12 protein-coding genes are annotated in these 12,051 nt (G+C 45.0%); 7 read left to right on the top strand and 5 right to left on the bottom strand.

The features are described 5' to 3' along the window. The first annotated feature begins 15 nt into the window (after positions 1-15). Positions 16-816: a glycosyl hydrolase 2 galactose-binding domain-containing protein gene (locus tag MKS89_RS13400; RefSeq protein WP_072958142.1), complete on the top strand. Its 801-nt coding sequence runs from the start codon at positions 16-18 to the stop codon at positions 814-816. A 125-nt stretch (positions 817-941) separates the two neighbouring features. Here the strand turns inward: MKS89_RS13400 and MKS89_RS13395 are convergent, their stop codons facing one another. From MKS89_RS13395 to argR, 4 genes are all read right to left on the bottom strand, one after another. Continuing rightward, positions 942-1,382, bottom strand: coding sequence for a universal stress protein (locus tag MKS89_RS13395; protein ID WP_072958146.1), 441 nt, complete (start codon positions 1,380-1,382; stop codon positions 942-944). Positions 1,383-1,455: 73 nt separating this feature from the next. Beyond that, on the bottom strand, positions 1,456-4,008 hold the full coding sequence (locus MKS89_RS13390; RefSeq protein ID WP_072958148.1) for a TRAP transporter permease: 2,553 nt from the start codon (positions 4,006-4,008) through the stop codon (positions 1,456-1,458). 178 nt (positions 4,009-4,186) lie between these two features. Then, on the bottom strand, positions 4,187-5,158 hold the full coding sequence (locus tag MKS89_RS13385) for a TAXI family TRAP transporter solute-binding subunit (protein WP_072958150.1): 972 nt from the start codon (positions 5,156-5,158) through the stop codon (positions 4,187-4,189). 337 nt (positions 5,159-5,495) lie between these two features. Further along, positions 5,496-5,966 (bottom strand): transcriptional regulator ArgR, encoded by a 471-nt coding sequence (gene argR / locus MKS89_RS13380; protein ID WP_021019780.1) that lies wholly within the window; start codon positions 5,964-5,966, stop codon positions 5,496-5,498. Between the two features lie 388 nt (positions 5,967-6,354). On the opposite strand from argR, the gene mdh reads away from it, so the two are divergent. Beyond that, positions 6,355-7,290 (top strand): malate dehydrogenase, encoded by a 936-nt coding sequence (mdh, locus tag MKS89_RS13375; RefSeq protein ID WP_072958153.1) that lies wholly within the window; start codon positions 6,355-6,357, stop codon positions 7,288-7,290. A gap of 69 nt (positions 7,291-7,359) precedes the next feature. On the opposite strand, the gene ispB is transcribed toward mdh, so the two are convergent. After that, complete coding sequence (gene ispB, locus MKS89_RS13370) at positions 7,360-8,331, bottom strand: octaprenyl diphosphate synthase (RefSeq protein WP_072958155.1); 972 nt, start codon at positions 8,329-8,331, stop codon at positions 7,360-7,362. Positions 8,332-8,601: 270 nt separating this feature from the next. Here ispB and rplU point away from each other — a divergent pair, with 270 nt between their 5' ends. The 5 genes from rplU (at position 8,602) to MKS89_RS13345 (ending at position 12,049) form a co-directional block, all read left to right on the top strand. Beyond that, positions 8,602-8,913: a 50S ribosomal protein L21 gene (rplU, locus tag MKS89_RS13365; protein WP_021019783.1), complete on the top strand. Its 312-nt coding sequence runs from the start codon at positions 8,602-8,604 to the stop codon at positions 8,911-8,913. Positions 8,914-8,929: 16 nt separating this feature from the next. Beyond that, complete coding sequence (gene rpmA, locus MKS89_RS13360; RefSeq protein ID WP_021019784.1) at positions 8,930-9,187, top strand: 50S ribosomal protein L27; 258 nt, start codon at positions 8,930-8,932, stop codon at positions 9,185-9,187. Between the two features lie 298 nt (positions 9,188-9,485). After that, positions 9,486-10,667, top strand: a complete 1,182-nt coding sequence (cgtA, locus tag MKS89_RS13355) for an Obg family GTPase CgtA (protein WP_072958158.1) — start codon at positions 9,486-9,488, stop codon at positions 10,665-10,667. 135 nt (positions 10,668-10,802) lie between these two features. Then, entirely contained in the window at positions 10,803-11,564 is a 762-nt protein-coding gene (locus tag MKS89_RS13350; RefSeq protein WP_072958160.1) for a threonine/serine exporter family protein, read from the top strand. Then, positions 11,564-12,049 (top strand): threonine/serine exporter family protein, encoded by a 486-nt coding sequence (locus MKS89_RS13345; RefSeq protein WP_051116187.1) that lies wholly within the window; start codon positions 11,564-11,566, stop codon positions 12,047-12,049. Before MKS89_RS13350 ends, MKS89_RS13345 begins: the two co-directional genes overlap by 1 nt. Positions 12,050-12,051 lie beyond the last annotated feature (2 nt).

The following is a 12,051-nucleotide window of genomic DNA, read 5'->3' as shown; positions in this document are numbered from 1 at the left end:
AACAAGTTGTGACATATGAAATATTCATTGGCAGGTTATTGGCAGCTTTCACCGCTGACTGATCTCACTGTTCCTCAGAATGATATCTGTTTTCCCGCGCCATTGAGCGAAATTCTCCCTGTCACGCTTTCTGAAACAGAGATTGCAGCACAGGAATGGCACCTCATGCACGATATTGAAGTCGATGATGCGTTGCTGAGTTATGCGGGGATCGATCTCGTTTTAGAAGGGATCGACCATTATGCCGAGATCCGTCTCAATGGCGTTGCGCTGTTTGATTGTGACGGATTGTCATCGATATATCGTAAAGATATTCAACCATTACTTCAGCCCGGCCGGAATCGGTTTGAGATTCTTTTTCTCGACCCCGATGATGAGCCATTGGTTGATGTCGAGCAGCACCCACTCTGCTTTTTGGGAAAAGAGCCGGTTCGTCATTATGACTCACGCGTCGGCATCTGGAGAGAACCTTATCTGCAATGTATCCGCCATGTCCGGTTGACGCATTTGGCAACTGAGCAGGTATGGCATCATGGCGGGGGATGTGAGCTGTTGGTGCATGTTTATTTTGACATGTTAAAGCCCGGATTGGTCTCTGCGGTGATTAAATTTGATGGGATGAGTTATCAGATCCCCATCGATATGAGAAGTGATCAGGCAAGTGCGGTCTTTCAGGTGGATGCCCCCCGCTATTTTGATCCTCAGCACCCGGATCCTCAGGATTTGTATGTTTTAACCGTGCAATTGGACGGGCAGGAAGAAAGTTGTCAGATTGGTCTGAGTGAAGGCATTTGTGTGACTCATTTTCCGCTTTGATGATGACGTAGTGGTGTCGAATTAATTGCAGTTCCGTTCAAGCTGACGATAAAAAACACAAAAGGTGCAGATTGTAAATCTGCACCTTTTTCGTCTTGTTTTAAGCATGACTCAGGTTGTTGAGGTTAGAACTCTTGAGGTTTGACAACCAGTACATGAATCGGGGAGCTCTGTACGACTTTACTGGCGACTGAGCCTAATACCACCTTATCAATTTTGGAACGTTTGTGGCTTGGCATAATAATGAGGTCACAGCCCAGTTTCTCGGCATAATCCAAAATGGTGCTATAAGGTTTGCCTTCAGCAATGTGGAGGTGATAGACCACTTCTTCATCAATATGGGTTTCTGCGAAAGTTTTGAGTTGCGCTTTGACGTCAGCTTTCATTTTTGCTGCCGCATCTTTGGGGAAATAGGTCGAAACCATGGACATATGAATACCGGGCAAAACCTTGAGCAGATGTATTTCGGCATTTGAATGTTTTGCATGCCAGACTGCGATTTCTACCGCTTTATCGGCAAAGCCTTGTTCATTTAAATCAACAGGTACAAGAATATGTTTGTACATGGGTATATAACCTCTCTAGCCAGAATCGGGGCCATTATATGCCTGACTGGAATCAGGCATATTGATGTGGCATCTATTTTGATGATCTTATCCGGCGTTTTTGATTCCAGATTAATAATAACGTGAGGAACAATGCCGGAATAAATACCCACTCTTTCATTGGGCGCTCAGATTCGACGATGATGGCATCAATTTTCCAGTCAAAATCAATGCCGGAGGCTTCTGCCGGACTACCGAATTCAACCATATCGACCATCATATTTTGCCCTTGCTCGGTCAGCATCAAGCCCATCGAACGGACTCTCTCTTCAGCGGTTTTGGCGCGCTCATCGAATGGTAGCCGAACCGTTTTCGTCACATGTTCACCATTCATTTTGTCGCCTGAGACGACCAGCTCCAATGCTTCTCCCTGATGAAGTTTCTCTGTGACCTGGTAAATATCGGTTCCCGGATAGAGTTCATGCTCAGGATAGATCATGTCCCACCAGAATCCGGGACGGAAGAATGTGAAGGTCAGTGCGAGGAGTAAGACGGTTTCCCACCATTTATTTTTAGTAAACCACCATCCCTGCGTTGCAGCAGAGAACAGCAACATCGCGGTAATGGCAGAGAAAATGGTCAGCATTAAATGCCACCAAGTATCGATACCAATCAATAACAGTTGGGTATTGAATACAAACATGAATGGTAAGATGGCGGTCCGAATATCATAGGTAAAACCTTGAATACCGGTTCGAATCGGATCCGATTTGGCTATCGCTGCAGCAGCAAAAGCCGCGAGACCCACAGGGGGCGTGTCGTCTGCCAGAATACCGAAATAGAACACAAACAAGTGCACTGCGATTAGTGGGATGATCAGACCATGTTGTGCCCCGAGCGTGACGATCACCGGAGCCATCAGCGTAGAAACAACAATATAGTTTGCCGTTGTCGGTAGACCCATCCCCAGTATCAAACTGATCACCGCGGTAAAGATCAACATCATGATCACACTGCCACCGGAGATGAATTCGACAAAGTCAGTCATCACCAGACCGATCCCCGTCAGAGTGACCACACCGACCACTGTCCCTGCGGCAGCCGTCGCGACACCGATACCGATCATATTACGCGCACCGGACGCCAAGCTTTCAAAGAAATCATTCAAGCCGACTTTTGCCTGTGCAGCAATGTCACCGGAGCGATTCATGAAAGCCATTAGCGGGCGCTGGGTCAGCAGAATAAAGATCATGAATACGGTTGCCCAGAAGGCAGATAATCCCGGAGAAAAACGTTCAACGGTCAAACACCAGACCAACACAACAATCGGCAGCAGGAAGTGCAGACCTGATTTCAGCGTTGGTCCCGGATCAGGTACTTCACGCAAGTCCTCATCAATATCCATAGTCTGCCCGGCATAGCGGGAGGAGATTTTGACCAAACCGATATAGGATGCGAGGAGCAGCAAGGTGACGATCGGCGTTGCTGCTGAGCCAAAGGCTGCTTTTGTCCAACCGACGCCGTAATAGACGATAGCACTGATTGCTCCGAGCGCCAGAATGGTGCCGGTAAAAGACAAAATGCTCTGCAGTAGTGTGACCGTTTTACGACGCGGCAGTCCTTCCATACCAGCTTTACAGGCTTCGAGATGGACAATATAAATCAGCGCGATATAAGAGATGATGGCAGGCAGTGCTGCGGCTTTGATCACTTCAACATAAGAAATACCGACATACTCGACCATTAGGAAAGCGGCTGCACCCATGATTGGTGGTGTCAGCTGACCATTGGTGGATGCGGCAACTTCTACGGCGCCGGCTTTGGTGCCCGGAAAGCCGACTCGCTTCATCAACGGAATGGTAAATGTGCCGGTTGTCACCACGTTCGCAATCGAAGAACCGGAGACTAAGCCGGATAATCCGGACGCAACAACCGCAGCTTTAGCCGGACCGCCTCGCATGTGCCCCAGTAATGAGAACGCGACTTTAATGAAATAAGCACCGGCACCGGCTCTTTCCAGCATCGCACCGAACAGAACAAACAGAAAGACAAATGAGGTTGAAACGCCCAAAGCAACCCCGAAGACCCCTTCAGTCGTTAGCCAGAGGTGGGACATCGCTTTACTTAGGCTCGCGCCTTTGTGAGCAATGACATCCGGCATATATGGCCCGGCGAAGGTATAAGCGAGAAATACCATCGCAACCATCATCAATGGTGGGCCTAAAGCTCGACGTGTCGCTTCGAGGAGTAATACCATACCGATAACCGAGACCACAATGTCAACGGTTGTCGGAGCTCCTGAGCGTCCTGCCAAGGCTTCATAAAATAGATAAATATAAGCAGCGGAGAAGCTACCGAGTAATGCCAGTATCCAGTCCATCAGGGGAATGTGATCCCGAGAAGAATTCTTCATGGCCGGATATGCTGTGAATGCAAGGAATATTGCAAACATCAGATGAATGGAGCGAGCCTGTGTGTCGTTGAGAACGGCAAAATTAAAAATGAATGGTAGCGGTGAGGCATACCAAAGTTGGAATAATGACCAACAGACCGGAACAACCCAGAGAATCCGGCCTGCAAAGCCCTTTGGATTCCGGGCACCTGTATCTGCCTGTGCCACCATATCCTGTACATTTGCTTGCGTCATGTACGTTATCCTTATTATTGATGGTCTAATGATGAAGTTACATCATGGCTTTCCCATCTACGGAAAGTCAGAAAAGATATTGCGAAATTAAAATGAGTGATTTATGCAATACCAAAATACAAAATGAGGAGGCGTCTGCCTCCTCATGATTTATCAAAGCTTTAGCCTGAGGAGATTCTTATTTGAGTAAGCCAACTTCTTTATAGTATTTGACTGCACCCGGATGGAGCGGAATGGAAATCCCCGCTTTCACCATGTCTTCTTTTTTCAGGTGCGCAAATGCCGGATGAAGTCTCTTAAACGTGTCAAAGTTTTCAAACACAGCTTTGGCAACGTTATAAGCAACTTTGTCGGGGACATCAGCACTGGTGACTAGTGTTGCTGCGACACCGAAGCTTTTCACGTCCTGATCGGTTCCCCGATACATACCCGCTGGTACATCGGTATAAGTATAGTAAGGGTTTTCTGCTACGATCTTGTCAATTTCTGGACCGGTTACAGGAACAAGTTTCGCATCACATGATGTGGTTGCTTCTTTGATAGAGCCATTCGGGTGACCAACAACGTAGATAAATGCATCGATTTTGTTATCACACAGTGCCTGAGAACGTTCTGAACCTTTCAACTCAGATGTGAGTTTAAAGCTATCTTTCGTCCAACCCATTTTCTCCATGACAACTTGCATCGTAGCTCGGTCACCGGAACCTGGGTTACCGATGTTGACACGCTTACCTTTTAAGTCTTTGATATTGTTGATGTGGGCGTCGGTACGGGCAATGACGTTAAATGGTTCTGTATGAAGAGAGAACATTGCACGTAGTTTTTTGTAAGGACCTTGTTCAGCGAATTTGCTAGTCCCGTGGTAGCCGTGATACTGCCAATCTGACTGGACAATACCGAAATCAAGTTCACCGGAGCGAATTGTATTGACGTTATAAATCGATCCGCCAGTTGATTCGACGGAGCAACGAATATTGTGTTCCTTGCGATCTTTATTCACGAGTTTACAGATTGCACCGCCAGTTGGGTAATAGACACCAGTGACAGATCCTGTTCCTATCGTAATGAATTCTTGCGCACTAACGACCGCACTTGCACCGATGGCAGCAGCAGCAATAGCGCTCAGCTTCATAATTTTATTCAATACCATGAATATTCCTTCCTTTTTGTTTGTTGTCTCTCAGTGAATATAGACTGAAGAGCATTCCTATTGAAGAAACAGTAACTTTTCACATGACTCGAAAAGTGGGCTGATAATATCAAAAATTTGGCACAAAACTGAAATATTGTTAATGAAAATTATACATATGATAAAAATATCAGAGAAAGATTTGGTAAGCGGCAATCGAATTGGTAAGTAGAATCAATAGGTTAAACATGAGTAAAATCAAACACTAGAGATGTTGAAGATGTGATATAAATCACGTTAAATCGTTCGGTAAACAGAATAATATTCTTTTTATCACTAGTGTTTTGTGCTGCAAAAATTATCCGAAATATTCAAAAAGTTCGCACACGGAATGGTGTAACTCTTCAACGGAAATTTGACGGGTCGGGGTGATGAAAATGGTATCATCGCCGGCAACGACACCAAGAATCCCTTCTGACTTACCGAGTGAATCCAATAAACGAGCAATGAGCTGCGCGGCACCGGGGCCGGTGTGAATCACCACTAAGGCCGGGTTATAATCGATATCAAGAACAAGCTCTCGTAAAGAACTTGAAACGGTAGGCACCCCCAATTCAGCAGGAAGACAATACACCATTTCCATCTTGGCGTTCCGAGTCCGGACGGCACCGAACTTTGTTAACATCCTAGAGACTTTAGATTGGTTGATGTTCTCAAATCCTTCGCTGCGTAGTGCTTCGACAATATCACTTTGAGAGCCGAAACGTTCTTCTTTCAGCAACGCTTTAAATGAGCGGACTAACAGGTCTTGTTTATCTACGTTTTTCATAATTTACTTAGCAAAGGCCTTTTCACCGATGGGCGGCATTAGCCTCATAGTTATCAAAATTACTACATAAGGTGAAGAGAGACCTTATGTATCCTTTGAATATTTTCGCATAGTTATGCACAATGCTCCAACTGATTTAAAGTTCAGTGTAGAAAGGTCAGTTATCAGCGATTTGCTGTCAATGAATATATAAAGCATAACGTATTGTATAATCGCTAAAAATACGGTGGGAAATAATTGCTCCGGTGAATGCTTCATATTGGTTCTTGCGTCACTTCGCAAAGCTAGTGAGAGTCAATTGTAATCAAGTTGTAATTGCTATAGCTTTTCCTGTTGCATAACTACCCTATAAAAGAAATATCGAGAGAACGCTCAAGGAGAATTACAAATGAAAGTCGCTGTTATTGGTGCCGCTGGTGGTATCGGTCAAGCCCTTGCTCTGTTATTGAAGAATCATCTACCTGCTGGTTCTGATCTTGCCCTTTACGATATCGCACCTGTGACACCGGGTGTGGCAAAAGATCTGAGTCATATCCCAACGCCTGTTTCAATCAATGGCTACTCAGGAGAAGATCCAACACCAGCCCTTGAAGGTGCGGATGTCGTGTTGATTTCTGCGGGTGTCGCTCGTAAGCCGGGCATGGATCGTTCAGATTTGTTTAACGTCAATGCTGGGATCGTTAAATCTCTTGCTGAAAAAATTGCGGTTGTTTGTCCTGAAGCATGTATCGGGATTATCACCAACCCTGTCAATACGACTGTTCCTATTGCTGCTGAAGTCCTGAAAAAAGCGGGTGTTTATAATCAGCGTAAACTGTTCGGTATCACGACGTTGGATGTGATCCGTTCAGAAACATTCGTTGGTGAATTAAAAGGGAAAAATCCGCTGGAGGTGAATGTTCCTGTGATCGGTGGACATTCAGGTGTGACCATTCTACCGTTACTCTCTCAGGTCAAAGATGTCACTTTCACTGATGAAGAAGTCGCTGCTTTAACATACCGCATTCAAAACGCGGGGACTGAAGTTGTTGAAGCAAAAGCGGGCGGTGGTAGTGCAACATTATCAATGGGGCAGGCAGCTTGTCGTTTTGGCTTGTCGCTCGTGAAAGCGCTTCAGGGTGAAGCCAATGTTATCGAGTGCGCTTATATTGAAAGTGATGGTGGACTTGCACCTTTCTTTGCTCAACCTATCAGATTGGGTAAAGACGGTATTGAAGAAGTGCTGAGCTATGGTGAATTGAGTACGTTTGAACAAAAAGCACTGGAAGGAATGTTGGATACATTGAATGGCGACATTCAGCTTGGTGTTGATTTTGCGTCATAACCATTCAGTCTATTGGTTAGAATAAAAAAAGCTGGCTTAGCCAGCTTTTTTTATCATGATTGAAGGGCTCTATTTCGTTCGATGAACGGCGAGATGAGCCAGTGCAATCAGCGCTTCTTTGTATTCGTTGTCCGGAATAATATCGAGTGCCTGAATTGCTTTGTCGGCTTCTTCTTGAGCTTTCTGCTGGGTGTAAGCGAGAGAGCCGGTTTGTTCCAGAATATCAAGGATCATTTCTAAGTGTTCCATACCATTTGATTTTTCGATGGCATCCCGAATTATCTGGACTTGTTCGGGAGTTCCAGTGCGCATGGCATGCAATAATGGGATCGTTGGTTTTCCTTCAGCAAGATCATCTCCGACGTTTTTACCCATTTCATCACCATCTGATGTGTAATCCATCAAATCATCAATGAGTTGAAATGCTGTTCCCAGATAACGGCCATAATCTTGAAATGCTTGTTCTGTATCGGAATCAGCGTCGCTCAGGATCGCCCCGATCTGAGTCGCTGCTTCAAACAAACGAGCTGTTTTGGAATAGATCACCTGCATGTAGTTCTCTTCGGTGATATCCGGATCATTACAGTTGATCAACTGCTGGACTTCGCCTTCCGCAATCACATTCACTGCGTAACTCATGAGTTCTAGCACCCGGAGTGAGCCCAGTTGCGTCATCATTTGGAATGAACGTGTATAAATGTAGTCACCGACCAACACACTGGCAGCATTGCCAAAAGTTGCATTGGCTGTGGCTTTGCCCCGTCTCATGTCTGATTCATCAACTACATCGTCGTGAAGTAACGTCGCAGTGTGTATAAACTCAATAAACGCAGCCGCTTTTGTATGTGCGTCACCTGTGTAACCTAGAGCACGGGCAGAGAGCACTGCCAGCAGAGGGCGAAGGCGTTTACCGCCACTATTGATAAGGTAAAAACCAAGCTGATTGATCAATGAAACATCAGAATTAAGTTGGGCAAGTATTGTCTCATTAACTTTTGCCATGTCATCGGCAGTGAGTGCTTGGATAGCTTTAAAATCCATTGTAAATCCGGCTGAAGTTCAATATTTATAAGGGCATAATGTTCTTTGAATCTGTTCATAATACACTAAAAAACAGGGATGAATACATGCTATAATGCTGGGCTCGAGAGACTTTTGTCCGATGAGTTGTTTTTCGCCAATTTTTTAAAAATAGAGCTTGTTTTAAAAACTTCATTCGCGTAGAATCTGCGCCCTATTGATGATTAGTTTAGCGCACACCCAAAATTACTCAAATAGTAGGATGGCTGTGCGGAAAGAGCGGAGTAAAATATGTACGCTGTTTTCCAGTCTGGTGGTAAACAACACCGAGTAAGCGAAGGTCAAACACTTCGTTTAGAGAAATTAGACGTTGAAACTGGCGCAACTGTTGAATTTGATAAAGTTCTTCTGGTTGCTAACGGTGAAGAAATCACTGTTGGTGCGCCTCTTGTTGATGGCGGAAAAGTAACTGCAGAAGTTGTACAACACGGTCGTGGCGATAAAGTAAAAATCGTTAAGTTCCGTCGTCGTAAGCATTCTCGCAAGCAACAAGGTCATCGTCAGTGGTTCACTGAAGTGAAGATCACTGCAATCAACGCTTAAGTAGGAGAGTTTAACAATGGCACACAAAAAAGCTGGTGGTTCTACTCGTAACGGCCGCGATTCAGAAAGTAAACGTCTTGGTGTAAAACGTTTTGGTGGTGAATCTGTATTAGCAGGTAACATCATCGTTCGCCAACGTGGAACAAAATTCCATGCTGGAACTAACGTAGGTATCGGTAAAGACCATACTCTTTTTGCTTTATCTGATGGTAAAGTGAAATTTGAAGTAAAAGGTTCTAAAAACCGTAAGTTCGTTAGTATCGAAGCTGAATAATTTTAGTTTCCTGATGAATTTAAAAGCCCTGCCATTTGGTGGGGTTTTTTGTTTATTTCAAGTCTGTCAGTTTGGTTTTTACGTGTTTAGCGCATCAGCTCTGATGCTGAATGCTATCTAAAACAAGAGCTTAAAGTGATCGACTTCGGTTGTGATCTTCGGTAAGCAGGTATTATGTCTGTTTTGAGCCGGAGACGAGCCGCTGAAGAATGTTATGAATGATTTACTCGGAGTTCTGCTAAAGTTTATAGCAATGATATTCGAGTAATGTTGCAACGCAAGTAATGCGGAGTGAAAGATGAAATTCGTTGATGAAGCTGTCGTAAAGGTTCAGGCGGGTGATGGCGGAAACGGCATTGTCAGCTTCTGGCGTGAAAAATTTGTCACAAAAGGCGGCCCTGACGGTGGTGACGGCGGTGATGGCGGGGATATTTATATTCTTGCGGATGAAAACTTAAATACACTGATTGATTATCGCTTTCAGCGCTTTTATGACGCTGAACGTGGCGAAAATGGACGTGGCGGGAACTGTACGGGAAAACGCGGAAAAGACAAAGTGCTTCGTGTTCCTGTCGGGACCCGGGCAGTCGATATCCATACCAATGAAGTGATTGGTGAAGTCGCTGAGCATGGCAAAAAGCTAATGGTTGCCAAAGGCGGCTGGCATGGTTTAGGCAATACCCGCTTCAAGTCTTCAGTTAATCGTGCCCCGAGACAGAAAACGATGGGAACGAAAGGCGAAGTCCGGGAACTTCGTTTAGAGCTGTTATTGTTGGCTGATGTTGGTATGTTGGGCTTACCCAATGCAGGAAAATCGACATTTATTCGCGCGGTCTCGGCTGCAAAACCGAAAGTGGCGGATTATCCGTTTACGACGTTGATTCCGAGTCTCGGTGTTGTCAGTGTTGTTCCCGAAAAGAGTTTTGTCGTTGCCGATATTCCAGGATTGATCGAAGGTGCTGCAGATGGTGCAGGGCTGGGGATTCGATTCCTGAAACATCTTGAGCGATGCCGTGTATTGCTACATATGATCGATTTGTTGCCAATTGATCAAAGTGATCCGGCTGAAAATGCTAGGATCATTGTCGACGAATTAAGCCAATACAATGACAATTTGTCACAAAAGCCTCGTTGGTTGGTATTTAACAAAGTTGATTTACTCCCTGAAGATGAATCTGACAAGATTATTCAATCTGTACTGGATGAGCTTGAATGGGAAGGTGAATATTTCCGGATTTCAGCCATCAATAAACAGGGAACGCGTGAGCTCTGTATGAAGTTGGCTGACTTTATGGAATCTTTACCAAAAGAAATGCCAGAACGAACTGAAGAAGAAAAAGTCGAGTTTATGTGGGATGACTACCATCAATCGGCAATGAATAGTCCTGATGTGATTACAGAAGACTGGGATGACGAGGATTGGGACGACGACGATGATGATGATGATGATGACGGTCATGTAATCTATGTTCGAGACTAATCAATGTATTTAATTTTTTAAACCGCGATTTTTATTGCGGTTTTTTTTGTCTAAATCATTTTTCAACGTACAGTTTTCGGGCAAACTCTAAGTTTCGTATGCTATTGACGAATGGATTAGGTTGGGAATGGAATCATGACATCGAAACAGAGATCAGTTTCTCGTCTGATTGCTCAGGCGGGGCAGATGTTGTTAGCTCATGGTGCAGAGAGCACTTTAGTCGCGGATATCATGAGACGGATAGGGATAGCCAGTGACATGGATGAAGTCGAAGTTGCACTTACGGCGAATTCACTGGTGGTGACCACTGTTTATGAGGCGCATTGTATAACGACGGCACGTCGATGCCAGGATCGTGGCATCAACATGAAGGTTGTGACTGATATTCAACGGATTTGTATCATGATGGAAAAAGGCATCGTTGATTATCAGCTTGCGCAACAAAAACTAAATCGGATTACCCCGCAACGATATAATCGTTGGCTGGTTCTGGTGATGATTGGCTTGTCTTGTGCGTCATTTAGTCGCCTTGCCGGCGGAGACTGGGTCATCTTTGCCGCCACTTTCGTGGCTTCTTCTGTCGGTATGTGTGTCAGGCAGGAAATCGGTCATCGCCATTTCAATCCGCTACTTAATTTTGCCGCCACGGCATTTGTCACCTCTTTAATTTCAGCACAGGCCGTCAGCTATCAATGGGGAAATAACCCAACGTTAGTGATGGCTTGCTCTGTGTTAATGCTGGTACCGGGTTTTCCGCTGATTAATTCAGTGGCTGATATGTTGAAGGGGTATGCCAACACGGGGATTGCTCGGTTTATGATTGCATCGCTCCTGACCCTTTCAACATGTTTAGGGATTATTGCAGCTATGTTTGTGACAGGTGTTTCGGGGTGGTAATGATGAATATAGAGATGATCATGACGTTATTGCTGGGATTGTTGAACGACATGTTTTTTGCATCAATTCCAGCTGTCGGTTTTGCCTTGGTCTTTAACGTTCCAGCGCCAGCATTGAAATATTGTGCGCTGGGTGGTGCAATCGGTCACGGTTGCCGTTTTCTGTTAATGAAATATGGCATGCCAATTGAGTGGGGAACATTCTTTGCCGCGACACTCGTCGGTATGATCGGTGTTCACTGGTCTCATCGCTTTTTGGCCCATCCGAAAGTATTTACCGTTGCCGCATTAATTCCGATGGTTCCGGGCGTTTTTACTTATCGAGCCATGATTGCCATGGTTGAAATTAATCATCTCGGTTTTACACCAGATCTATTTTCAGTGTTGATGGAAAATTTTCTGAAGGCAATGTTTATTATTGCTGGCTTGGCGGTTGGCTTAGCGGTTCCCGGCTTATTATTTTACCGTAGAAAGCCTGTCGTTTAGAT

This window comes from Vibrio gazogenes, assembly GCF_023920225.1.
In the GTDB taxonomy this organism is placed as follows: Bacteria; Pseudomonadota; Gammaproteobacteria; order Enterobacterales; family Vibrionaceae; genus Vibrio; species Vibrio gazogenes.
The sequence above is the reverse complement of the archived record's forward strand: the minus strand, read 5'-3'. Positions and strand labels throughout refer to the sequence as shown.

Excerpts from the sequence above, each read along its gene's own strand:
- mdh (WP_072958153.1), top strand. The coding sequence starts at position 6,355 with ATGAAAGTCGCTGTTATTGGTGCCGCTGGTGGTATCGGTCAAGCCCTT.
- cgtA (WP_072958158.1), top strand. The coding sequence starts at position 9,486 with ATGAAATTCGTTGATGAAGCTGTCGTAAAGGTTCAGGCGGGTGATGGC.
- MKS89_RS13350 (WP_072958160.1), top strand. The coding sequence starts at position 10,803 with ATGACATCGAAACAGAGATCAGTTTCTCGTCTGATTGCTCAGGCGGGG.
- MKS89_RS13390 (WP_072958148.1), bottom strand. The coding sequence starts at position 4,008 with ATGACGCAAGCAAATGTACAGGATATGGTGGCACAGGCAGATACAGGT.
- MKS89_RS13385 (WP_072958150.1), bottom strand. The coding sequence starts at position 5,158 with ATGGTATTGAATAAAATTATGAAGCTGAGCGCTATTGCTGCTGCTGCC.
- rpmA (WP_021019784.1), top strand. The coding sequence starts at position 8,930 with ATGGCACACAAAAAAGCTGGTGGTTCTACTCGTAACGGCCGCGATTCA.
- argR (WP_021019780.1), bottom strand. The coding sequence starts at position 5,966 with ATGAAAAACGTAGATAAACAAGACCTGTTAGTCCGCTCATTTAAAGCG.
- MKS89_RS13395 (WP_072958146.1), bottom strand. The coding sequence starts at position 1,382 with ATGTACAAACATATTCTTGTACCTGTTGATTTAAATGAACAAGGCTTT.
- ispB (WP_072958155.1), bottom strand. The coding sequence starts at position 8,331 with ATGGATTTTAAAGCTATCCAAGCACTCACTGCCGATGACATGGCAAAA.
- MKS89_RS13345 (WP_051116187.1), top strand. The coding sequence starts at position 11,564 with ATGATGAATATAGAGATGATCATGACGTTATTGCTGGGATTGTTGAAC.
- rplU (WP_021019783.1), top strand. The coding sequence starts at position 8,602 with ATGTACGCTGTTTTCCAGTCTGGTGGTAAACAACACCGAGTAAGCGAA.
- MKS89_RS13400 (WP_072958142.1), top strand. The coding sequence starts at position 16 with ATGAAATATTCATTGGCAGGTTATTGGCAGCTTTCACCGCTGACTGAT.